Source organism: Chromobacterium sp. LK1 (assembly GCF_001043555.1).
Classification (GTDB): domain Bacteria; phylum Pseudomonadota; class Gammaproteobacteria; order Burkholderiales; family Chromobacteriaceae; genus Chromobacterium; species Chromobacterium aquaticum.
Genome location: NZ_LDUI01000012.1, coordinates 49,832 through 73,571, shown reverse-complemented (window position 1 = coordinate 73,571; position 23,740 = coordinate 49,832). Strand labels below are relative to the sequence as shown.

Annotated in this window: 19 protein-coding genes; 10 read left to right on the top strand and 9 right to left on the bottom strand. The window is 64.4% G+C overall.

The window, feature by feature from the left end:
* Nucleotides 1-17 precede the first annotated feature (17 nt).
* From VI26_RS06505 to VI26_RS06485, 5 genes are read left to right on the top strand one after another with little or no spacing between them, the layout of a single operon-like run.
* Nucleotides 18-455, top strand: a complete 438-nt coding sequence (locus VI26_RS06505; protein WP_048408968.1) for a C40 family peptidase — start codon at nt 18-20, stop codon at nt 453-455.
* Nucleotides 456-458: 3 nt separating this feature from the next.
* Nucleotides 459-5,768: a phage tail protein gene (locus tag VI26_RS23140; protein WP_053074266.1), complete on the top strand. Its 5,310-nt coding sequence runs from the start codon at nt 459-461 to the stop codon at nt 5,766-5,768.
* Between the two features lie 42 nt (nt 5,769-5,810).
* The gene (locus tag VI26_RS06495) at nt 5,811-6,239 is read left to right on the top strand and encodes a hypothetical protein (protein WP_048408933.1); all 429 of its coding nucleotides are present in this window, start codon (nt 5,811-5,813) and stop codon (nt 6,237-6,239) included.
* Between the two features lie 39 nt (nt 6,240-6,278).
* Nucleotides 6,279-6,788, top strand: a complete 510-nt coding sequence (locus VI26_RS06490; protein WP_048408932.1) for a hypothetical protein — start codon at nt 6,279-6,281, stop codon at nt 6,786-6,788.
* Between the two features lie 37 nt (nt 6,789-6,825).
* Entirely contained in the window at nt 6,826-7,158 is a 333-nt protein-coding gene (locus VI26_RS06485; RefSeq protein ID WP_048408931.1) for a hypothetical protein, read from the top strand.
* 8 nt (nt 7,159-7,166) lie between these two features.
* Here VI26_RS06485 and VI26_RS06480 read toward each other — a convergent pair whose 3' ends face one another.
* Entirely contained in the window at nt 7,167-8,369 is a 1,203-nt protein-coding gene (locus VI26_RS06480; protein ID WP_053074278.1) for an integrase arm-type DNA-binding domain-containing protein, read from the bottom strand.
* A gap of 168 nt (nt 8,370-8,537) precedes the next feature.
* Here VI26_RS06480 and VI26_RS06475 point away from each other — a divergent pair, with 168 nt between their 5' ends.
* The 3 genes from VI26_RS06475 (at nt 8,538) to VI26_RS06465 (ending at nt 11,801) form a co-directional block, all read left to right on the top strand.
* The gene (locus VI26_RS06475; protein ID WP_048408930.1) at nt 8,538-9,317 is read left to right on the top strand and encodes a class II glutamine amidotransferase; all 780 of its coding nucleotides are present in this window, start codon (nt 8,538-8,540) and stop codon (nt 9,315-9,317) included.
* 70 nt (nt 9,318-9,387) lie between these two features.
* The gene (locus VI26_RS06470; RefSeq protein ID WP_048408929.1) at nt 9,388-11,193 is read left to right on the top strand and encodes a putative nucleotidyltransferase substrate binding domain-containing protein; all 1,806 of its coding nucleotides are present in this window, start codon (nt 9,388-9,390) and stop codon (nt 11,191-11,193) included.
* The gene (locus VI26_RS06465; RefSeq protein WP_048408928.1) at nt 11,193-11,801 is read left to right on the top strand and encodes a 3'-5' exonuclease; all 609 of its coding nucleotides are present in this window, start codon (nt 11,193-11,195) and stop codon (nt 11,799-11,801) included. Before VI26_RS06470 ends, VI26_RS06465 begins: the two co-directional genes overlap by 1 nt.
* A gap of 17 nt (nt 11,802-11,818) precedes the next feature.
* Here the strand turns inward: VI26_RS06465 and VI26_RS06460 are convergent, their stop codons facing one another.
* Nucleotides 11,819-13,609, bottom strand: coding sequence for a sigma-54-dependent Fis family transcriptional regulator (locus VI26_RS06460; RefSeq protein ID WP_048408927.1), 1,791 nt, complete (start codon nt 13,607-13,609; stop codon nt 11,819-11,821).
* A gap of 494 nt (nt 13,610-14,103) precedes the next feature.
* On the opposite strand from VI26_RS06460, the gene VI26_RS06455 reads away from it, so the two are divergent.
* Both VI26_RS06455 and VI26_RS06450 read left to right on the top strand, forming a co-directional pair.
* Nucleotides 14,104-15,624, top strand: coding sequence for an aldehyde dehydrogenase family protein (locus VI26_RS06455; RefSeq protein ID WP_048408926.1), 1,521 nt, complete (start codon nt 14,104-14,106; stop codon nt 15,622-15,624).
* A 342-nt stretch (nt 15,625-15,966) separates the two neighbouring features.
* Nucleotides 15,967-16,440: a class I SAM-dependent methyltransferase gene (locus tag VI26_RS06450; RefSeq protein ID WP_197081403.1), complete on the top strand. Its 474-nt coding sequence runs from the start codon at nt 15,967-15,969 to the stop codon at nt 16,438-16,440.
* A gap of 51 nt (nt 16,441-16,491) precedes the next feature.
* Here the strand turns inward: VI26_RS06450 and VI26_RS06445 are convergent, their stop codons facing one another.
* The 7 genes from VI26_RS06445 to VI26_RS06420 form a co-directional block, all read right to left on the bottom strand.
* Nucleotides 16,492-18,687, bottom strand: coding sequence for a phosphocholine-specific phospholipase C (locus VI26_RS06445; protein WP_048408925.1), 2,196 nt, complete (start codon nt 18,685-18,687; stop codon nt 16,492-16,494).
* A gap of 14 nt (nt 18,688-18,701) precedes the next feature.
* Nucleotides 18,702-18,875, bottom strand: a complete 174-nt coding sequence (locus VI26_RS24380; protein ID WP_156183774.1) for a hypothetical protein — start codon at nt 18,873-18,875, stop codon at nt 18,702-18,704.
* Between the two features lie 187 nt (nt 18,876-19,062).
* A complete protein-coding gene (gene creD, locus VI26_RS06440; RefSeq protein ID WP_048408924.1) occupies nt 19,063-20,430 on the bottom strand; it encodes a cell envelope integrity protein CreD in 1,368 nt (455 codons plus the stop codon).
* A 115-nt stretch (nt 20,431-20,545) separates the two neighbouring features.
* Nucleotides 20,546-21,964, bottom strand: a complete 1,419-nt coding sequence (gene creC, locus VI26_RS06435) for a two-component system sensor histidine kinase CreC (protein ID WP_048408923.1) — start codon at nt 21,962-21,964, stop codon at nt 20,546-20,548.
* Between the two features lie 4 nt (nt 21,965-21,968).
* On the bottom strand, nt 21,969-22,649 hold the full coding sequence (gene creB / locus VI26_RS06430) for a two-component system response regulator CreB (RefSeq protein WP_048408922.1): 681 nt from the start codon (nt 22,647-22,649) through the stop codon (nt 21,969-21,971).
* Nucleotides 22,646-23,107 (bottom strand): dihydroneopterin triphosphate diphosphatase, encoded by a 462-nt coding sequence (nudB, locus tag VI26_RS06425; protein ID WP_048408921.1) that lies wholly within the window; start codon nt 23,105-23,107, stop codon nt 22,646-22,648. Before nudB ends, creB begins: the two co-directional genes overlap by 4 nt.
* A complete protein-coding gene (locus VI26_RS06420) occupies nt 23,107-23,730 on the bottom strand; it encodes a response regulator transcription factor (protein ID WP_048408920.1) in 624 nt (207 codons plus the stop codon). The genes nudB and VI26_RS06420 overlap by 1 nt, the downstream gene beginning before the upstream one ends.
* Nucleotides 23,731-23,740 lie beyond the last annotated feature (10 nt).

The following is a 23,740-nucleotide window of genomic DNA, read 5'->3' as shown; positions in this document are numbered from 1 at the left end:
TTTTATTGCCGATCGCCATGCACAAAACCGAGCAAAAACAGCGCGCCGCCGTGGTGGCCGAGGCCATGACCTGGCTGAACACGCCCTACCACCACCAGGGCAACGTCAAGGGCGCCGGCGCCGACTGCGCCTTCCTGCTGATCCGCGTGTTTCACGCCTGCGGCCTGATCCCCGACATTGACCCGCGGCCCTACCCAATGGACTGGCACCTGCACCGCGGCGAAGAGCGTTATCTCCGCTGGGTTGAGGAATACGCCAGGCCGGTGGAAACGCCGCAGCCCGGCGACATCGTGGTCTACAAGTTCGGCCGCTGCATCAGCCACGGCGCAATCGTCATTGACTGGCCCACCATCCTGCACGCCTACGTCGGCGAGGGCGTGGTGCTGACCGACGCGGAGAACACCCCGCGCCTGCAGGGCCGCCAGGCCGGCTTTTATTCGATCTGGGAGGAGTAAGCAATGGGCGGTATTTTTGGAGGTGGTGGCGGCACCAAGATTTCGACATCCGCCCCGGTCGTTTCAAGCCTGCGCATGCAGACCTCGGCCTATGGCCGGGCGATTCCCTTGCTGTATGGCAAGGCGCGCGTGGCGTCCAACGTGATCTGGTATAACGACTTTATATCGATCGAGCACCGCAGCACCCAAAGCGCCGGTGGCAAAGGCGGTGGCGGCGGCGGTACAACCGTCGAATCGATCTCGTACACCTACCAAGTCGCTCTGCAGCTCGGGCTGTGCGAGGGGCCGGTGCGAGGCGTCACAAACGCATGGGTCGGCAAGAAAGTCGGCACCATTGATCACTGGAACCTGTCGCAGTTCAACGGTAGCTATAACCAGCAGCCTATGGGCTATGTTCAAAGCCGGCACCCCGACCAGGCCCTGGCCTACCGCGGCACGGCCCATGTCGGCACCGGTGTATTCGAGCTTGGCGACGACCCGACGCTGCCGAACATGACCTTCGAGATCGACAGCGGCTTCGGCTTCTCCAACGACATCCGCGACGCCAACCCGCGCGACGTTGTGATCGACTTCAGCACGAACCCCTATTACGGCGCCGGCGTACCCGCGTCCAAATTCGGCGACCTCAAGCCGTTCTCCGATTTCTGTGTCGCCAACGGGCTGTTCATTTCTCCGGCGTACACCGAGCAAGAGCCCGCGCACGAGATCCTGGCGCGCCTGTTCCGTCTGACCAACAGCGGCGTGTACTTCAGCGAGGGCAAGATCAAGGTCGTCCCCTACTCCGACACTGCGGCCACCGGCAACGGCGTCACATTCACCCCAAACATGGCCCCGGTCTATGACCTGACCGATGACGACTTCCTGGCCTCCGGCAGCGAAGACCCCATCCTCTGCACCCGTGTTGCAGCCTCCGATGCCCATAACTCGGTGCGCGTGAAATTCTTCAACCGCGGCAACAGCTACAACGAGGAGGTGGCCGAGGCCAAGGATCAGGCCAGCATCGAGCAGTTTGGACTGCGCATGCTCGAAGTCGAGCTCCACGAGGTGGCCGACGCCGGCGTCGCTCGTCTGGTCGCACAGCAGATCCTGCAGCGCAGCCTGTACGTCCGGAACAGCTACGAATTCCGCCTGGGCTGGAAGTATGCCCTGCTAGAGCCGACCGACCTTGTGACTCTGACCGATGCGGCGCTTGGCCTGGACAAGACCCCCGTCCGTATTACCGAGATCGAGGAAGACGAAGACGGCGAGCTGCTGGTGCGCGCCGAGGAAGTGCCGCTGGGCTCTGTTGGCGCAACCCGCTATCCGACCCAAAACGGGGACGGGTATTCGTCGAACTACAACATGCCCGCCGGCCCGGTTAGCCAGCCCGTCATCTTCGAGCCGCCGCTGTCACTGGCCGGCGCGCCGCAGATATGGATTGCCACCTCCGGCGGCAAAAACTGGGGCGGCTGCGACGTTTGGGTGTCCGACGACAACGCCACCTATCTGCGCATTGGTCGTATTGTTGGCCGCTCGCGTCATGGCGTGCTTGCCACCAAGCTGGACAATGGCCCAGGCGTCGACACCGTCAACAACCTCCGTGTCGACTTGTCCGTGTCCGGCGGCGCGCTGCTGGCGGCAACCCAGCAGAACGCCGAAGAGCTGGTGACCCTCTGCTATGTTGATGGCGAGCTGTTGGCATACCGAGATGCGACGCTGACCGCGCCGAATCAGTACGACCTGGGCTATCTGGTACGCGGGGCTCACGGCACCGTCATCAGCAGCCACGCCGCCGGCAGCAAGTTTGCCCGGCTGGACCAGGCCCTGGCCAAGTTCCCATACGACAAGGCCAAGGTCGGAAAGACTATCTACATCAAGTTCCAGTCGTTCAACATCCACGGCGGCGGCGTAGAAGACCTGTCCACGTTGACCCCGGTGACCTACCAGATCACCGGCGCGCCGCTAGCCGACGTCACCGGTCTGTCGCTGGAACAGCCGTTCACCGGCCGCAGCTGCAAGATCAAATGGAACCCCGTCGACGGCGCCGCAAACTACACAGTGGAAGTGTGGGCCGGCACGCCGCAGACACTGCGCAGGTCGGCATCGGTGGGCGACGCCCGCCGCTTCGAATACAGCTGGGAGGATGGCAAGGCCGATGGCGGGCCGTGGCGTCAGCTCGTCTTCCGCGTGCGCGCCACCAGTCAGACCGGTGCCTCGGGCAACTGGGCGACCCTTGTCGCATCCAATCCAGTGCCTGCTGTGCTGACCGGTGTCTCGGTGAATCCGGGCTTCAAGTCCGCATTTTTCTCATGCAATCAGCCCTCCGACACGGACATTACCGGCATCCGGATCTGGATGTCGGCCACGTCGGGCTTTTCGCCTGCTGACGACTGCCTGGTCTATGACGGCCCGGACTTCTTCACCACCCTGTATAAGCTGTGGTCTGGCGCCGAACTTGCCGCCGGCGCCACCTACTATGTCAAAGCCGCGGCATACGACAGCTTCGGCAAGGATGGGCTCAACATCTCCAGCGAGGTCGCAGTTACGCCGGTATCGGTCGCCGGCGGCATCAAGCCGGGTGAGATTGAAGCCGAGATGATTAAAGCCATCGACGCTTCGAAAGTGGTCGGGACGCTGAAGGATTGGCAGATCGATGCAATCAACGCGCTGAAGGTCACCGGACAACTGAGCGATGCCCAGGTAGCTGGCCTGTCTGTTGAAAAGTTGGTCGGCCAGGTCAAGCTGGCGCAGTTGGCTGGCGATGTTCAAGGCCCGCTCAATAGCGCCGTCAGCACAGCAAACCAGGCACTTGTAAAGGCGAATGAGTCCGCGAGTGCAACCACCGTCCAGAAGCTGCAGGCAGCCGTCGGCCAGCGCCGGCGCATGCTGTTGCGCTCTTGCGGATTCAACGACCCGCAGCGCGATAGCGGCTTGTGGGTTGACGATGCGAAGGTGCTGGCCGGCGGCCTGGGTTACACGCTGGCAACGCTCAATGAAGCCGGTAACGTAGTGGCGTCTGCGCGGTTTGATTTTCAGTCCGACGAATCTGCTCTTGCTGCGGCGAACTGGCTCAATGCTGTGCAGACCGGGACCGCCGTCTTTGTCTATGCCGATGAAGATGCATGGACGCGGCGGCTGAGAAGCGGCTTCCCAGACGCGCTATACCGAGCTGGTGCCAGCAAGGCCATATTCGGTAATCCAGCCTTCAAGTCCAGATCTGCATACCTGCTTGTTGGCCGGGCCGGTGTCGGAGAAGGCAGCGGCTTTGAAATGTATGCCGGCAAAATCTTCAACGACCCAGCCGCCCGCGCCGAACTGAAATTTGATTGGTTAAATGGCCCCGTGGGCCTGGGAAACAATGCGCTCGGCTCACTGCTTCAAACGAACGTTGACGCCGCGCTGACGCGCGTTGGCTGGGTTGAGGCAGCAATGAACGACAAGGCCGCGGCCAGCGACCTGACGTCGCTGCGGTCCGAGTTCGCCGGCAACAAAGCCACCGTTGACGAGCAACTGACAACTCTGGCGGATGCTGACAAAGCGCTGGGGCAGCGTATCGACAACGTCACAGCCACCGCCAACACCGACCGTTCTTCAACGCAGGCCGGCATCAACGAGGTCAAGACTGCCGTCGCAGATGCAAAGCAAAGCAGCGCTCAGAGCATCAACCAAGTCAACGCTCGATTAGCGCCAGGCGGTGACATAAACAACGCTATCAATGGGAAAGCGGCGCAGGCCTCATTGGACGCAGCAGTGCAGCGCATTTCCTCTGCTGAAACAACGCTGGCCGGCAAGGCCAATGCCCAGGACGTGACGACATTGTCAGCCCGCGTCGGCACGGCGGAGGCGAGTGTCACTCAGGTACAGCAAGCCCAGGCGAACCTGGACGGCAAGGTGTCTAGCAAGTGGGGGGTAGTGCTGGGCGCGGCGCAGAGTGATGGCCGGCAGAAGCTGGCGGGGATTCAGGCATTCAATGATGGCACTGTATCGCAGTTCGTGATCACCGCCGATCAGTTGCTGATCAATCCAGGCGAAAGCTTAATCCCCGACCCTAATTACTACCAGCTGGACTGGTGGGGGCGCCCAGGCAATCCGATTGAGGAAGCTAGCGAAGCGGGATGGGCGCGCAGCCGGCGGCGTTTGATGATGGCCAATGGTATTGCAACCGAGTCTATCAGCAAGCAATTCGTTCTAGAGCCAGGTGCAGCTTATCGGCTGGAAGTTGAGGTCTATGGAAACGGAGGAAGTGGCGGCATAGGAGTCGATCTGCACGTTCCCGGTGTCTGGTGGTGGTCATTCGGTGGCAACGGCGACAGCAAATGGTTGACGGAAAGCCAAAGCGGCGCACGCACCTTCGCCACGACAGTCACAATACCGAGAAGCATCGCCTTCAACTGGGGGCAAATCCGCATCCGTCATGCAGTAACGTCCGGCAGCTATATGGTTGGGCTGATTTCGGTTACTCGGGTATCTGGCAGTACGCTGATAGCCGATGGTGCAATTACCACCGACAAAGTGGCGGCCAACGCTGTCACTGCGGACAAGATCGCAGCGAACCAGATTACTGCGACTCACATCGTAGTGGGATCGTTGACCGGCGACCGCCTTGCCGCAAATAGCATCACCGGCGACAAGGTCCAGGCCGGGGCGATCACAGCCAATCACATCGACTCGCGCGGCCTTACGATCAAGGACACTGCTGGCAACATCATTTTCGGCGCTGGCCAGAATCTCGATGTAAACCGTGTGGCCGGACTGGGAAGCATGGCAAGAAAGTCGCAGGTCGCTGCCAGCGACATGGCCATCGGTCAGCTGTCTGCGATCACGGCCAACATCGGTGAAGTGACGGCCGGGATCATGTATTCCAATGACCGGCAGAAGTATTTCAACCTCGATCCGGCGCGCAGCGCTGCAATGATGTATGTCCCCGGCGCAGTGCAGATCAACTTCGATGGATCGGGCTATTTCGCCCGCACCATCGTATCTGCTCCGGACGTTCGCGCCAGCGGCGTTGCATGGGTGAATTCGGGCTGGATCGGTAGTAGTGGGACATGGACCACCTTTATCGATACCGGCGTGAACTTGCCCAGCGGCTGGTCAACTGCTTCGTCTGATATGTTCCAAGCGTCGGCCACCATCGCCGGCGGCAACAGCCAATCTGGCGGGGCCATGGGTTATACATCGGCAGAAGTCGTTCACGGCGACGGCCTGCTCGCCGGCGCAGCGAATAGCCCGATTGATAACCGGATGTACATCAAGTTCACATGGAACGGCGCAGGTACTTCCGGTGGGGTGATCAACATCACTCGCATCGACTGGAAGCTCGTTCGGGTCTGACCCTTTTTTCCCAACAGCAGCACCCTTTGACAGGAGACTCTCATGAAGCCTCTGGCTTTTCTATTGCCGATCGTATTTGCAGCATCTGCGCATGCTGTGGAAATCACCCCGAGCCTGATCGCGGCCACCACCAGATGGCAGCAAGGCGGGAGCCTTGCAGACCCTGGAGCCGGCGTTGCGCTCAACATACGGCTGCAAGATGGACCGGAACTGGGCGCGGCATACATGCAGCACCGGATCAACGGTTCGGTTGAGCATGTTGTCGCATTCGGCCCGCGCTGGCAGACAGCAGGCCGGTGGCATGTCGGCGCGAGCCCTCAGATAGTTGGCATGCAGTACGAGGGTCACACCATCGCACGCCCTGCCCTGACGCTGACCGGCGGTTACAGCGGCTATCACCTTGACCTGATGCTCATGCCAAAGAGCAACCGGCCGCCCGGCGCGTGGCTGTGGATCAGGACAGACCTTTAAGGCCGGATTTCCGGCCTTTCTCAATTGAGGTGCTAATTCATGAATTGGATCAAAGCTGCGGCGGCCTTGCTATTGGCCGCCATTTTTCTTTTCGGGGGCTGGCATTACCGGTCGGCGCTGGCCGAACGTGACGCTGCGGGCCAGCGCGCCGAGGCCGCGGAGCGGGTGGCGGCCGGTGAGAAGGCGGCCCGGGCGCAGGAACAGGCAACCGCACGCAGCGACAACGCTGCCGCAGAGGCATATCAGGAGGGATTGGAAAATGGGAAAGTGGAACTTCAAGGGGCTGTTGCTCGTCTGCGCGCTCAGCTCCGGATGCGCGACCAGCGCGCCGCCGGTGCCGGCAATCTGCCCGCAACTGCCGCCGCCGCCGGCAGCCGTGATGGAGATGCAGCCGCCGAATTTTCTGGAGCGCAGCGAGAAAAACTTGCAGCAGCTCTTGAGCGATTTGGGGTTGAGCAGTACTCAATCGCCGGCGACGCCAACAAAGCGGCCGGCCGGCTCAACGCCTGCCAGGTGATCCTGGCAACCGACCGCGCCGGTGCCAAGTGATGACTATGCTGGAATCTGGTAACCACCGGATTCCAGCATGCCCCCCGAAGAAATCCTTGAACGCGCCGCTGCGGCGTTCGACCACCTGGGCCGGAGCAAAACCTTAACCCTCGGTCAGGGCGCGCGGATTGTCGCGTCGTTCCGAGGCGTTGAGCCGCTGAGTGGCGACCTGTTCCCTGCCGACGCGCGGCAGCTTGAGCTGGCGACGTGGATGCTGATGCTGATCGGTGAGACGGATAGATTGCTGGAGAGGTATCGCGGACTTGGATTGCCTGGGCAGCTGAAAATGGCGGAGGTGCCATTGCTGCAGGCTGCGATAAAAGAGAGGTATAAGACGGTGCTGGGCGGCCGACCCGCCAAGCCGTTTTGACATTTGGTTCACAAAGGAGAGGATGATTTTGATGGGGTGGCCATCTTCTTTTGTTCATCAAGTAAATCAGCCCAATCCTGCATCATCTTCTTGCGCTCGGCCATGTAGCCAGCGTGATTGTAAGCTGCTTTCACCTTATTTCGCTCAGAATGAGCAAGCTGTCGTTCTATGATGTGCTCCGGATATCCATGCTCGTAGAGTATTGTGGATGCCGTAGAACGAAACCCATGTCCAGACACGATTCCCTTGAAACCAATCAGCCCGATCAGGCGGTTTATCGTGGACTCCCCAATTCCCGCATTGGGTCTGCGGATGTTGGGAAAGACATGAGCATGCATCTCCGTGAACGGTTTCAGTTCAAGCAAAAGTGCAATGGCTTGGCGGGAGAGAGGGACCAAATGCTCTGTTCGCATCTTCATCTTGTGGGCAGGAATCCGCCAAATAGCATTGACCAAGTCAATGTCAGCCCACTCAGCCTGCCTAATCTCCGCCGTCCTAACAAATGTCAATAGCATGAGTTTGGCGGCAGGTTTCGCCACGCCGAACCCCCTGTAGGCTTCCAGGGCATTAAGAAATTTGGGCAGATCAGCTTTTGCTAGGGGCCTATGGTGCTGGACTGCACCCGCCTTGATATACCCTTCAAAGCTCTGCGCGGGGTCTGACTCTGCCCTGCTAGACGCAATTCCGTAGTTGAATACTGCAGATATCCACATCCTGACATTTCTTGCCACTGTCCGGGCATCTCGCTTGACGATCCCATCCAGGATGTTTCGGATCATTGGCGGCTTAATGTCACGAACCGGTAGCGCGCCTAGAGTCGGGTAAACATCAGTCTTCATCGCATTAGCAACCCGCCGGCGATACGCCGCAGACCACTGAACGTTTGCAGTCATCCAGTCGGCCGCTAGAACCTCGAATGTCTCCCCTGCTGCTGCGAGGTTTGCATGCTTCTCTACACGCTTGGCCGTAGTGGGATTGATCCCCTTGTCGACCATTGCGCGAGCCTCCTCTAGTAGCCGACGAGCTTCTGCCAAACTGATAGCAGGATACTCCCCGATAGTGAACATGCTCGGCTTCCCTTCAATGCGGAACCGATAACGCCAAAATCGCTGGCCAGACGGCCTCACCTCAAGACAAAGCCCTTTTGCATCCGCAAGACGATATACTTTATCAGTGGGCTTTGCTTGCCTCACCTTTGTGTCTGATAGCATGATGTGAGTAACCAAATTGTTGGGAGTGAGTAACACAATATTACTCACAATCTTACTCACATATTAAAGCGAAGTCATGCAAAGACTTGCAAGCCACAGCAAAGCGACAGTCAACAATAGCAAGGCATGGCAGCATTAGCCGCCATGCCATGAAATGGAATACAAATAATGTGCCAGTTATTGGGCATGAATTGCAATACTCCAACCGATATCCTGTTCTCCTTCGAAGGCTTTCACCGCCGCGGCGGCCAGACCGACCACCATGCCGACGGCTGGGGCATCGCCTTTTTCGAGAACAAGGGCTGCCGCATCTTCCTGGACGACAAACCGTCGGTGGAATCCCCGGTGGCCAATCTGGTGCGCAACTATCCGATCAAATCGGAAAACGTGATCGCCCACATCCGCAAAGCCACCCAGGGCGAGGTCAATCTGGCCAACACTCACCCCTTCATGCGCGAGATGTGGGGCCGTTACTGGATTTTCGCCCACAACGGCAACTTGGATAATTTCCAGCCCGAGGCCGGCTGCCACTACAACCCGGTGGGCAGCACCGACTCCGAACGGGCCTTCTGCCATCTGATGGAACGGTTGCGCGCCAAGTGGTGCCAGCAACCGCAGCTGGACGAGCTGTTCGCCGAAGTGGCGCGCCTGGCGGCGGAGATCGCCGGCCACGGCGTGTTCAACTTCATGCTCAGCAACGGCGAAGTGCTGTTCGCCCACTGCTCCACCCATCTGCACTACATCATCCGCCAGGCGCCGTTCAACACCGCCCACCTGGTGGACGACGACGTCAGCGTGGACTTCTCCTCGGTCACCACCCCGCACGACCGCGTGGCGGTGATCGCCACCCAGCCGCTGACCGACAATGAAAGCTGGACCCAGCTGAGCGCCGGCGAACTGCTGCTGTTCCGCGACGGCTCGCCGCTGCTGCAACACCTGCCGGGCTGAACCTCCGCCGACAAGCCCTTGCCGCCAGTGTTATGCTGGCGGCAATGTTTTGTCTGCCGCGAGGGCCGCCATGCAGCGATTCGATTTCAGCCAACCCCCTTTTGACGCGTTGAGCCCGGCCGAGCGCCAAAAGCTGGAGGCGCGCGTCGACATCGTGTTCCACGGCGGCGACGCCCTCATCCTCTCCCCGGAGGCGCCGGTGGACGCCATGTATGTGGTGATCAAGGGCGTGGTGCGCGAAATGGCCGGCGATGAGACCATCGCGCTGCACCGGCCGCAGGACAGCTTCGACGCCCGCGCCGTCGCCGCCGGCCAGACCTCCCATCGCTTCATCGTGCAGGAAGAAGCGTTGCTCTACGCGCTGCCGCGCGCCGAAGTGCTGGCGCTGACCGAAAGCAACCCGCGCTTCGGCGCCTATTTCTACGCCAGCGTGTCGGAAAAGCTGGGCCGGCTGGCGCAGCGCGCCGGCCAGCGCGAACTGCAGACCCTGCTCACCGCCACCGTGCGCGACGCCAACTGCCGCCGGCCGGTTTTCATCGACGGCGGCGCCAGCCTGCGCGACACCGCGGCGGCGATGAAGGCGCAGCAGTCCAAATCGGTGCTGGTGCGCGCCGAAGCCGGCCTGGGCATCTTCACCACCACCGACTTCCGCGACATCGTGCTGAACGGCGTGTCCGCCGACGCGCCCGTGGCCGCGCATTGCAACTACCAGCTGCTGACCATAGACATAGACGATTTCCTGTTCAACGCGCTGCTGCTGATGACGCGGCGCAATCTGCGGCGGCTGGTGGTCACCGAGGGCGGCGCGCCGGTGGGCATGCTGGCCCAGGTGGATGTGTTGTCCTACTTCTCCAATCACTCCCACCTGATCGCGCAGCGCCTGGAACGCGCCGACACCCTGGACGAACTGGCCGAGATCGCCGCACAGATCACGCGGCTGGTGCGCATACTTTGCGGTCACGGCGTCAAGCCGCTGCAGCTCGGCCGCCTGGTGCAAAGCCTGAACGCGCGCCTGTTCGCCCGCGCCTGGCGCCTGATCGCGCCGCCGGAGCTGCTGGCCAATAGCTGCCTGCTGGTGCTGGGCTCGGAGGGGCGCGGCGAGCAGATACTCAAGACCGACCAGGACAATGCGCTGCTATTGCGCGACGGCGCGCATTGGCCGCAACTGGAGGCCAGCTGCCAGGCGTTTTCCGACGCGCTGGAACGCTTCGGTTATCCGCCCTGTCCCGGCGGCATCATGCTCAGCCGTCCAGGCTGGCGCTTCAGCGGCGCCGAGCTGCGCCAACGCTTCCAGCAATGGGTGCACCAGCCCAGCGGCGACGCGTTGATGCGGCTGGCCATCTTCGTGGATGCGGAAGCCGTCTGCGGCGACAGCGAACTGCTGGAGCGCGCGCGCGACGAGCTGCATGCGGCGCTGCGCGACGACGCCGGCTTTTTCTCCCGCTTCGCCCGCGCCATCGAACAGTTCGACACCCCGCTGGGCCTGTTCTCCCATCTGCAAACCCAGGCGCGCGACGGCCGCACCACGCTGGACCTGAAAAAAGGCGGCATCTTCCCGCTGGTGCACGGCATCCGCGCGCTGGCGCTGGAACACGGCGTGCGCGACAACAGCTCGCAGCAGCGCCTGCGGCGGCTGGTGGAGCTGGAGCGGCTGGATGCGGAGCTGGCCGAGGATGTCGGCGAGGCGCTGTCCTTCCTGATGCAGCTGCGGCTGGAGCACGGGCTGGAACAGCAGGACGCCGGTCGGCCGGCGGATAATCTGCTGGAACCGGAAAAACTGTCCTCGCTGGAGCGGGACCTGCTCAAGGACGCGCTGGGCGTGGTCAAGAAATTCAAGGCGCAGCTGCGCCACCATTACCGGCTGGGCAGTTTCTGATGCTGACCGCCCTGCTGCGCCAATGGCAGCGCCGCCGGCTGCGCGATCCGGCCTATGCCGCCATGTACCAGGAACACCCGGACGAACTGGTCAGCCTGGACTGCGAAACCACCAGCCTGGACCCGACCGCGGCCGAGCTGCTGTCCATAGGCGCGGTCAAGCTGCGCGGCAACCGCATCCTCGCCAGCGAGGCGCTCTATCTCTTGGTGCGGCCGGAGCGCGCGCCGCAGGCGGACAATGTGCGCATCCACGGCCTGCGGCCCATCGACGTCAGCCAGGGGCTGGCGGCCCGGGACGCCGTGCGGCAGCTGCTGGACTTCATCGGCGGCCGCCCGCTGCTGGGCTATTACCTGGAATACGACCTGGCGGTGCTCAACCGCTATGTCCGCCCCTGGCTGGGCGTGCCGCTGCCGCAGCGGCGCATCGAGATTTCCGGCCGTTACTACGATTACAAGCTGAGGCAGAACCCGGACGCCCACATCGATCTCAGCCTGGCCAGCATCTGCCGGGATCTGGACATGCCGACGTTGCCGCGCCACGACGCGCTCAATGACGCCATCAACGCGGCCATGCTCTATCTGGCGCTGAAACGGCGCGGCTATGGTTGACCGCTGCCGGACGCGTGTCAGCGCCGCGCTCGCCGCCGGTACAGCGTGCTGCGTGCCACGCCCAGCTCCGCCGCCGCGCGGCTGACATTGCCCCGGCAGCGCGCCAGCGTCTGTTCGATCAAATCGTCGCCGCCAGCGGCCAGCGTGACCGCCGCTGGCGACGTCTCGGCGCGGCAGCCGGCCGGCAGATCCTCGACCCCCAGCTCCGCGCCGTCGTCGGCCAACGCCAGCATGGTGCGTAGCGCGCTGTGCAGCTGGCGCGCATTGCCCGGCCATGAGCAAGCCAGCAGCGCGGCGCGCAGCGGGGCGCCCAGGCGCACGCCGCGTTGCGCCGCGCCCAGTTCCCGCCACATCTCGTCCATCAGGCGCGGCAGATCATCGCGCTCGCGCAGCGGCGACAGCCACACCGGGTAATCCTGCAAGCGGTAGAACAGGTCGGCGCGGAACTCGCCGGCCGCCACCATCGCAGCGAGATCGCGATGAGTGGCGCAGATCAACGCGAAATCCACCGCATGGGCCTGGCCGCCGCCCAGCGGCGTGACTTCGCGCTGCTGCAGCGCGCGCAGCAGCCGCGCCTGCATCGCCGCCGGCATGTCGCCCACCTCGTCCAGGAACAGCACGCCGCCGTCGGCCTCGCGCAGCTTGCCGGCCATGCCCTTGCGCCGCGCGCCGGTGAAGGCGCCCTCCTCGTAGCCGAACAGCTCAGACTCGATCAAGGCCTCCGGTATCGCCGCGCAATTGACGGCGACGAAGGGCGCGCGGCCGCGCCGGCTGGCGGCGTGCAGCGCGCGCGCGAACACCTCCTTGCCCACGCCGGTTTCGCCTTGCAGCAAGACCGGGATGTCGGCGTTCAGCACCTTGACCGCGCGTTGCAGCGCCAGCGATGGCCGCGCCTCGGCCTTCGGCGGCGGCCGCTGCGCCACCACCCGCCGCGTCGGCGGCGTGATCTGCAGATGAAAATGCTGGCCGCGCCGGCCTAGCCGCGTGCGCAGGCCGTCGGCCGGCTGTAGTTCGCCGTCGAACAGCTGGCCGAAGCGCAGCCGGCCCAGATCCGCCCACGCCAGGCCCAGCCAGGCCAGCGCGCAGCTATTGGCCTCCACCAGCACATCGTCGGCGAAGACGAGCACGCCTTCGCGCGCGGAGCCGAGCAAGGCGTGATTCAGATGGAAGCGCACCAGCCAATGCTCGGCCGAAGGCCGCTCCAGCCAGCGGTGCTCGATCTGCCGCGCCGCCAGCCGCACCAGGCCCAGCGCGTGCGCCTCGTGACAGCGCGCGTCGCTGCTGATGTTGAGCGCGCCGGCCAGGCGGCCGTTGGGCGTGAATATCGGCGCGGCCGAGCAGGAAATGCCGCCGTTGCTGGCCAGATAATGTTCGCCGCCGTTGACCTGCACCGCCGCGCCCAGCGCCAGCGCGGTGCCGATGGCGTTGGTGCCCTTGTCGCGCTCGCCCCAGGCCATGCCAGGCAGCAGCGCCACCTGCTCCGCCTTGCGCAGAAATCCGGAGCTGCCGGCGGCGTTGAGGATCACGCCGGCGGCATCACTGAGCAGCACGATGCCGCGCCGGTCGCTGATCTGCTCGTACAAGCCGTCCAGTTCCGGCTGAGCCAGGCGCAGCAGCAAGCCATTGGCCTCGCGCAAGGCGCCCAGCGCCGCGCCGTCCAGGCCGTCCTCCGCCGGCTGCGGCGGCAGTTGCCGGCAGCGCCGCCAGGACTGGGCGATTTCGTCGCGGAGCCCGACGGGCTCCAGGCCCTCATGGAAGAAACGCCGGCGTGCGCCGTCCACCGGCGGGCGTGTAGAGTGCTCGGTCATCGCGATGCTCCCGAATGGCTGGTGCGCCCAAGGCCTGGGCGCGAAATCTCGGAACCTGTTCAAAGTCCGCCGCGCTTGCTGAGACGTAACACGGCGAGCGCCGCTTCAGCATGCTTCTGCACCACTTGTGCATTCCGCTTCTCCGGCTGTTTCGCCTTGTCTCGCTCAGGCTGGCGAGACTTTGAACGGACTCGCAGAACTATTAGCACCGCCGGCACGGCGGGCGCAAACGGCGGCTGAAAATCCGTAGCGCAACACTGTAGCGTTTTGCGACAACTCATGGCCTGGCCTATCGGCCAGCCGGCATCCATCGCCGCCATCTTGCGCCGCAATATCGATGTGGGCAGCGGCAATAGCCATCGGCCATTATCGATTTCGCACCGCAACATGATCCGAAGGCGTGACGGCTTGGCACGCTTCCTGCTGTGGGCCAGGACAGCGCGGTCCTCGCCGGCCGCGCGCCATGGCCAAATCTACAACAGGAGAAACCCAGCATGCGTTACGCTCATCCCGGCACCCCCGGCGCGGTGATTGCGTTCCAATCCCGTTACGGCAACTACATCGGCGGCCAGTTCGTGCCGCCGGTCAACGGTCAGCACTTCGTCAACACTTCTCCGGTCAACGGCCAGCCCATCGCTGAGTTTCCGCGCTCCGACGCCGCCGACATCGAACTGGCGCTGGACGCTGCCCACGCCGCCGCGGATGCCTGGGGCCAGACCTCGGCGCAGCAACGCTCCTATCTGCTGCTGCAGATCGCCGACCGCATCGAGGCCAACCTGGAAAAACTGGCGGTTACCGAAACCTGGGACAACGGCAAGCCGGTGCGTGAAACCCTGAACGCCGACATCCCGCTGGCGGCCGACCATTTCCGTTACTTCGCCGGCTGCATCCGCGCCCAGGAAGGCACGGCGGCGGAAATCGATCACAACACCATGGCCTATCACATCCACGAACCGCTGGGCGTGGTCGGTCAGATCATCCCGTGGAACTTCCCCCTGCTGATGGCGGCGTGGAAGCTGGCGCCGGCGCTGGCCGCCGGCAACTGCGTGGTGCTGAAGCCGGCGGAACAGACGCCGCTGGGCATCGCGGTGCTGATGGAAGTGATAGGCGATCTGCTGCCGCCGGGCGTGATCAACGTGGTGCACGGCTTCGGCAAGGAAGCCGGCCAGGCGCTGGCCACCAGCAAGCGCATCGCCAAGATCGCCTTCACCGGCTCCACCCCGGTGGGCCGCCACATCCTGCAATGCGCGGCGGAAAACATCATTCCGTCCACGGTGGAGCTGGGCGGCAAATCGCCCAATATCTTCTTCGAAGACATCATGGAGGCCGAGCCCTCCTTCATCGAGAAGGCCGCCGAAGGGCTGGTGCTGGCCTTCTTCAATCAGGGTGAGGTCTGCACCTGCCCGTCGCGCGCCTTGGTGCAGGAGTCCATCTATCCGGCCTTCATGGCCGAGGTGATGAAGAAGGTGAAGGCAATCAAGCGCGGCGATCCGCTGGACACCGACACCATGGTCGGCGCCCAGGCCTCGCAGCAGCAGTTCGACAAAATCCTGTCCTATCTGGACATCGCGCGCCAGGAAGGCGCCGAAGTGCTGAGCGGCGGCAAGCTGGAACCGCTGGAAGGCGGCCTGGCGCAGGGCTATTACATCCAGCCCACCCTGCTGAAGGGCAATAACAAGATGCGGGTGTTCCAGGAGGAGATTTTCGGCCCGGTGGTCAGCATCGCCACCTTCAAGGACGAGGCCGAAGCCGTCGCCATCGCCAACGACACCGAGTTCGGCCTGGGCGCCGGGGTGTGGACCCGCGACATCAACCGCGCTTACCGCGTCGGCCGCGCGATCAAGGCCGGCCGGGTGTGGACCAATTGCTACCATCTCTACCCGGCGCACGCGGCCTTCGGCGGCTACAAGAAGTCCGGCATCGGCCGCGAAACCCACAAGCGCGCGCTGGATCACTATCAGCAGACCAAGAATCTGTTGGTGAGCTTTGACGGCAAGCCGCTGGGCTTCTTCTAGGAAGCTGTGCACGGCTAGCGAGATCGTGAACGGTTGTTAAACCCCAAAGCGCCGCGATGCGACAATCATCGCGGCGCTTCAGCTGCGCTTAAGCATTGTTTTCTAGCATGGCTTCTCCAGGACAAACCAGCATGTCAAACCGGAGAAAGTCCCATGCGCAGCCCTGATCCACTCGAAGCCTCCCCCTCCTTTTGCCCCATTTGCGCCAAAGCGCTGCACGCGCCCGCCGTCTGCCGGGCCCATTTGACCGCCCGCGCTCCCCGCCTGTTTCTTCGCGAATGGATAAACCGGCCCGGCCGGGTGGGCGCGGTCTGGCCCAGTTCCAAGCGCCTGGCGCAGTGCATGGCCGCCCAGACGCCGATGTCCGGCACCGGTTTGGTGATCGAGCTGGGCGGCGGCACCGGCGTCATTACCCAAGCCTTGCTGGCGCAAGGACTGAGCCGCGAGCGCTTGCGGGTGGTCGAACGCTCTCCGGCCTTTGCCCGGCATCTGCGGCAGCGTTTCCCCTCGGTTCATGTAATACAGGGCGACGCCGCGCGGCTGGCGGCCTTGTTGCCGGAGCACGCGGCGATAGACGCCGTCGTCTCCAGCCTGCCGCTGCGCTCCCTGCCGCGGGCGGAAGCCTTGGCCATCGTCGAACAATGGCGTCGCGTATTGCCGGCCGGCGGCGCGCTGCTGCAATTCAGCTACGCCTTGCAGGCGTCGGCGGACTGGCTGGGCGCGGGTTTTGCGCTGCGCGACAGCCAACTGGTCTGGCGCAATCTGCCGCCGGCCAGGGTGATGCGGTTCGAGCGCCTGGACACGCCGGGCCATTAAAAAAGCGGCGCCGTCGGCGCCGCCCGTTTTAAACCGGCAAGACCGGCCGGCTCAGGACGTGGCCCACTGCTCGCCCTGCGCCGCGCCGCCCATCGCCGGATCGCTATAACCGTCGCGGCCGGTTTCCACCCGGCCGGCGAAGCGGCGGCTGAAGCCGGGGAACACCGGCGCGCTGACGCTGACGTCATACCAACCGTGACTGTCTTTCAACGGCCAGTTCAACACCGCCTCGCCCTGCGGGCCCACGGTGACGCGCCGCGGCTCGGTGTTGACATAGGCGTTGGCGCGCACCTGGAACTCACAGTTTTCGCGGCCGCTATTGTGCAGCTTCAGGTAAACGTCGCCGGCGGCCGGGTCGTAACAGACCTGGATTTCCGGCTGCGCCTTGCTCAAGCGCCCCAGCTGGCCGGCATCGCCGGTGAAGTGGCGATGGAAACCGTTGGGGCCCAGCACCCATAGATCGTAGAGATTGGCGTCGTAATTGACCCGCCACAGCCCGGACAGCTGCTTGCCGGCCTCCACCGTGTAGCGGCGCGGCGGCGCGTCCAGATGACGGCGGTCATACACGTGGAACACCGCCGCCGCCTTGCCGCTGTTGGCGAAAATCAATTCCACGGTGCCGGCATTGCCGTCCACCCGCGCGCTGGCGTGCAGCTCGTAAGGCAGCGCGCGCGAGCGGCGCAGGCCAACCGCCTGCACCGGCAGCTCAGGCAGGGCCGGCGCGCTGGGCTTGGTGCGGCCGGGCAAGGCGCGCGCGCGCGCCGCCAGCGCGGCGGTGGCCGGCAGCTTGGGCAGCTCGGCATTGGGGTTGACGAAGTCGAAGCAGGACAGCAGATCGCCGCACACCGCGCGCCGCCAGGCGGTGATATTGGGTTCCTTGACCCCAAAGCGCTGCTCGATGAAGCGGATCACCGAGGTGTGGTCGAACACCTGGGAATTGACCCAGCCGCCGCGGCTCCATGGCGAGATCACGTACATCGGCACCCGCGGTCCCGGGCCGTAAGGCACGTGGATCAGGTCGGCGCGCTCATTGCCGGTCTCGCTGCTGCGCAGATGATGGTATTCGCCGTCGGTGGCCACGGTGGACGCGCCGGCCAGCACCGCCTTGGCCGGATCCGCGTCCCAGCTCAGATAGCTGGGCGCGGCCGGCGGCGGCACGTGATCGAAGAAACCGTCGTTCTCGTCGAAATTGACCAGGAACACCGTCTTGCTCCACACCTCCGGATTGGATGTCAGCGCATCCAGCACCCGGGCGGTGTAATCGGCGCCCTGCGCCGGGCTGGACGGGCCGGGATGCTCCGAGCCCTCGGCGGTGGCGACGATATAGCTGACCTGGGGCAGGCGGTTGGCCTGCACATCCCGGCGCAGATCGTCCAGCGTCCAGGTGGACAAGCCCTTGTCCTTGAGCGCAGGCTTGGCGCCGGGCTCATCAAAGTAGGCGGCGCGGAAGCTGCGGAAGCCGGCCACCGGATTGTCGGTGAAGTTGTCCGCCATGTTCTGGTAAATCTTCCAGCTCACCCCGGCCGCTTCCAGCCGCTCGGCGTAAGTGCTGAAGGTGTAGCCGCCCTTGGGGTTGTAATCGACCGAGTCGTAGGCGTTGGCGATCACCGGGCCCTTGCCCTGTTGCTGTGGATCGTTGCCGCCGCACCACAGGAACACGCGGTTGGGATTGGTGCCGCCCTGAAACGCGCAGTGATAGGCGTCGCACAGGGTGAAGGCATTGGCCAGCGCGTACTGGAACGGCAGGTCCGTCTCCTTGAAGTACCCCATGGCGTGGTTCTGCTTATAGGTGGGCCAGGCGTTCATCACGCCCTTGCCCCAGGCGTATTGCGCGTCCGACCACACATGCGGCGTGCCCTCCACCCGCATATAGGCGAAAGTCTGCGCGGTGTTGAGGTGGAACGGCGCCACCACGCGCGGCGGCGTCAGGCTATTGCCCTGGTTGGTCTGGAACCATACGCTTTTGCGCTTGAGCAAGGCGCTGTCCGCCAGCGGCAGCGGGAAGCGATCGCCAAAGCCGCGCACCCCGGCCAGGCTGCCGAAGTAATGGTCGAAAGCGCGGTTTTCCTGGGTCAGAATCACGATGTGCTCGACATCCTGAAGCGTGCCGGTGCGGTTATTGGCGGGAATCGCCAGCGCGCGCTGAATGGAGGCCGGCAGCAGGGACAGCGTCAGGGAACTGGCGGCCAGCGCGCCGCCGCGCTTGATGAACTGGCGGCGGGACGAGGAAACGGGGGTATCGGTCATGGCGGAGGGTCCGGTCAGGGCGCGCAGCTGAGCTTGGCCGGCGGTTTGGTTTGATTGGAATTGCCATTGCCCGGCTGGCCGGACGGGTCTTGATTGCTGTCGCCGATACAGCCGGCGAGCAAGGCCGCCAGCAGGCAGGCGGCCAGCCAGCGCGCCCAGCGGGCCGGCGTGAGAGTGGTATGCGTCATCGGAAGCTAGTCGTTTTATGGCGGCGCCAGCGCGGAGCCGCAATGGAAAACCGCCGGCCCGGGACGTATCCGGGCCGGCGCCCCGCCCGGAAGATGGCCGGGCGGGAAAACGATAGCGAGAGCGCATTACTCGATGATGGCGGTTTTGTGAATCCGTAAAATCATGCCGATGTCAATGCCGCGGTATTCAAGACTGCTCCGGGGGCGAAGGCAGCGGCGCTTCCGCCGCCGTGTCTTCGCTGCGCACCGAGAAGCGATACCAGTCCAGCCGCCGCGTCAGCGTCATGATCGCGGTCAAGGCGGCGAACAGCAGCAAGCTGCCCAGCAACAGCGCGTTGTCCTCGGACTGCAGCAGGCCGTACAGCACCGCGTACAGCAGGCTGAGCAGTCCGGCGAAACCCAGGCCGCGCTTCCAGCCGCCTAGGATATGGCTGACGTAGAAGCCGATCTGGCCGACGCAGGCCGCCGCCGCCAGCAGATAGGCCGGTCCGAAGCCCAGGTGCTCGGACAAGGCCAGCAGGACCAGGAAGAACATCACCAGCGCCATGCCCACCAGCACGTACTGGATAGGGTGCACGCGCAGGCTGCGCAGCGTTTCCAGCAGGAAGAAGGACAAGAAGGTCAGTCCGATGAACAGCACCGCGTATTTGACCGAGCGCTCATTCTGTTGATACTGATCCACCGGCTGCACCAGACCGGTGCTGAAGGCCGGCAAGGCGCTCAGGCCGGATTTGCCGTCGCTGAAGGCGGCTTGCTGGAAACGGTCGTTCAGATTATTGGCGAACCAGCTGCTCTCCCACTGCGCCTTGAAGCCCTTGGCGTCCACGCTGCGCTGCAGCGGCAGGAAGTTGCCGATGAAGCTGGGGTGCGGCCAGTTGGACGTCAGGCTCAACGTGCTGCTTTCGCCCACCGGCACATAGCTGATGCTGCGGGTGCCCTGCAGATTGAGCTGAAAGGCGAACGGCAGCGTCTGCGGCTTGGCGAGGTCCAGCAACTGCGGCAGCGGCGCGTGTATGCCCTCGCTCATATGCGGCAGGCCGGCGCCGGCGGAGAATGGATGCGCTTTGCCGCCCGCGTTCAGCTGCGGCACCTTGCCGATGCCGCGCGGATCGCTGATGCCCACCGCCAGATAGGGGGTCTTCAACTGAATCGACGGCTTGAACAGATCCGGCTGCGGCGGAATCTCGAAATGGCCGCTGAAGCCGGCTTCGCTGCCGAAGATCAGCGCCTGGTAAATGCCTAGCGCGCGCGGGCTGACCTTGAGCTTGCCGTCCACCGCCAGCTGGCGCGGCAGCACATAGCGCTCCAGTTCGTGCTTGACGCTCTGGGTCTTGCCGTTCTGCTTCTCCTCCACGGTTTCCACATAGGGAATCACCAGCACCGGGCCGATCACGGTTTGCTCGCCGCTGGTGCTGGCCACCACTTTTTCCACCGCTTCTTCCTGGTAGTGCTTGCGTTCGGAAATCAGATTGCTGATCGCGCTCACCGGCACCAGCAGCGCCAAGGACAGCGCCAGCAGGATCAGTATTTTGGTCAATAAGGGGTTTTTCTTCATCGCTTGTCTCCTGGATCTATGACGGGAGACAGCCTAAATCCAGGCGATGAAGCGGGAATGAGCCCGTGTGAAGTCTCGGTGAAGTGGGCCGAAGCCGCTTGCTATCGAAGCCGGCTCAGCCCGCCGGCAGCCACAGCCGCGCCTCGGCGCCGCCATCGGCATGGTTAAGCAGTTCGGCGCGGCCGCCGTGCAGCTGCGCCACTTCGCGCACCAGGCTCAGGCCCAGGCCGGTGCTCTTGCCGCTGTCCGGCCGCGGCAAGGAATAAAAGCGCTCGAACACCCGCTCCAGCGCATAATCCGGCACCCCCGGCCCATGGTCGCGCACGCGGAGCAGATAGCCGCCCTCTTCCGGCGCGCCGCTCAGCTCGATGACGCCGCCCGGCGGGCTGAACTCCAGCGCATTGTCCAACAGATTGGACAGCGCCTGCGCCAGCAGCAAGCGGTCGCCGTTCAAGGCCGCCGGCGCCAGCCGGCAATCAAACTCCACGTCGCGCCGCGCGGCGGCCAACGCCTTGCCGTCCACGGTTTCCGCGATCAAGGCCGGCCAGTCCAGCGCCTGGGCGTCCGGCCGCAGCCGCGATTCCACCCGAGCCTGCCACAGCAGTCTTTCGATCAACTGCTGCATGCGCAGGCTTTGCGCCAGGATATTGTCGATGAAACGGCGTCGCGTTTCCGGCGGCGGGTCTTCCCGCAGCAGCTCGCCGGCGCCGCGTATCGCCGCCAGCGGGCTTTTCAGTTCATGGCTCAGCGTGTGCACATACGCTTGCACATACTCCTTGCCTTCCAGCTTGCGCCGCATCGCCTCCACCGCCTGGCCCAGGCTGTCCAGCTCCGGACTGCCCAGCCGCGGCAAGCGCGCCGGCTCGCCGGCCGCCACCGCCTCGGCATAGCCCACCAGCCGGCGGATGGAGCGGTTGATCCACCACACCATCACCGCGCCTATCAACAAGGCGGCGCCCAGCAGCGCGCCGCCGGCCAGCATGATCTTGCGCTCGCTGCGGCGTATCACCGGCTCCATCGCCACATTGGGCTTGGACACCGTCAGCACGCCGACGATGCGGCCATCCAGCCGCACCGGCGCGGCCACGTGCATCACGCTGCTGTTTTCGTCATCCGGCTTGCTGCGGGTGCTGCGCGCGCCGTACTCGCCGCGCAGCGTGCGGTAAACGTCGTTCCAGCGCGAGTAGTCGCGGCCCAGGTCGCGGCCGCTGGAATCGAAGATCACCACGCCGCGCGCGTCGGTGACGTAGACGCGGAATTCCATATTGTTCTTGACGATGCCGGAGATATTGGCGCCTATCGGCGGCCGCGGCGGGCCGCGCAAGGCCCGCGCCAGCCGGCCGTTGCCGATGTCGCCGTCGGCGATGTCGGCGGCGGCGACCCCGGCCAGCGCATTGGCGCTGTCCACCAGCGTGCCCTCGGTGGCGCGGCGCACGCCCGGTTTCACCTCCTGGGTGAAAATGGCCAGCACGAACCAGCCGGCCACCGCCACGATCAGGAAATAGCCGAGGAATAGCCGCAGGCCGAAGCGCATTGGGTCAGAGGCTCAAGCTATAGCCCAGGCCGCGATGGGTCTGGATGGGCTGGGCGTCGGGATCGATGTCGCGCAGCTTGGCGCGCAGGGTCTTGATATGGGTGTCCACGGTGCGGTCGAAGCTGTCCTCGGCGTCGCGCCACACCCGCTCCATCAGTTGCTGGCGCGAAAACACCCGCCCCGGCTCCGCCAGCAGGGTTTTCAGCAACAGGTATTCATAGCGGGTCAGGTTCAGCTTGTGGCCGGCGAAATGCACGCAAGCACGCGCCTCGTCCAGCTCAAAACCAGCGGGCGCCGGCGCGGCGGCCGGCGTCTGGCCCTTGGTGTAACGACGCAGAATGGTGCGCACCCGGGCGCTGACCTCGCGCGGCGAAAACGGCTTGGCCACATAGTCGTCGGCGCCGATTTCCAGGCCGATGATGCGGTCCATCTCCTCGCTGCGCGCGGTCAGGAACATCAGCGGCACATCGGCGCGCTCGCGCAAGCGGCGGCACAGCTCGAAGCCGTTGATGTCCGGCAGGCCCACGTCCAGGATGCACAGCGCCGGCTGCTCGGCGGCCAGGCGCTCCAACAGCGGCAGGCCGCGCTCGAACCACTCCACCGCGAAGCCGTCGGTTTCCAGCGTGTAGACCAGGGTGTCGGCGATGCCGGCCTCGTCCTCGGCCAGCCAGATCAGCGGCTTCACGCCTGCGTCGCCGCGGCCAGTTTTTGCGGCAGCAAGCGCAGCGCCTCGGCGTTGGACGGCGAAAACACCTTGGCGGCGGCCTCGTCCCATGGCAGCCAGAGCTGGGCCAGGTGCTCGCGCGGCGCCAGCGTCACCGCCAGCGGCCGCTCCAGGCACAGGCCGAACACATGCTCGTCGTTGTGGGTGACGCCATCCGGGTAACGGTGACGCCAATGCGGGTAGATTTCATAGTGGTTGACGATGCCCCAATCGCTGAGCCGGACATCGTCGCGTTCCAGGATCAGGCCGGTTTCCTCGGCCAGCTCGCGCAGCGCGGTGTCGCGCAAGGACTCATCGCCTTCGCGGCTGCCGGTCACGGATTGCCAATAGCCGGGCTTGTCGGCGCGCTCGATCAGCAGCGCCTGGCCGTCCATGGCATGGATCACCACCAGCACCGATACCGGTTGCTTACTGCCCATCAGCGCTTGCCTCCATTGGCCGGGCTCTGGCTGGCCAGCAGGCCGGCCAGCTCCACCGCGGATTTGACGCCCATCTTGTCGAACACGCGGGCGCGGTGCACTTCCACCGTCTTCATGCTGATGGCCAGCTCCTCGGCGATCTGCTTGTTCAGCTTGCCGGTGAGGATCAACTGCATCACCTCGCGCTCGCGGTCCGTCAGCAAGGACAGCGCGGCGGACACCTTGCTGCGGCGGCCATGCAGCAAGCGGTTCTGCTCGTCGCGCAGCACCGCCGCCTCGGCGCGTTCCAGCAGCCGTTCGTCGTCGAAGGGTTTTTCCATGAAGTCCAGCGCGCCCAGCTTCAGCGCCGCCACCGCGTGCGGCACGTCGCCATGGGCGGTGAGCATGATCACCGGCGGGCAATAAGGCCAGCCGGCCAGCTTCTCCAGCAGCATGATGCCGCTCATGCCGGACAGCCGCAGGTCCAGGATGATGCCGTTGAAATCGCCGCCGTCCGGGCAGGCCAGGAATTCCTCGCCGCTGTCGAAGCCGGCGGCCTGATAACCCTGGCCATCCAATAGCCAGACCAGCGACTGCCGCACCGCGGCGTCGTCGTCTATGATTGCCAAGCGTTTGCCTGCCATGGCGGCGTCT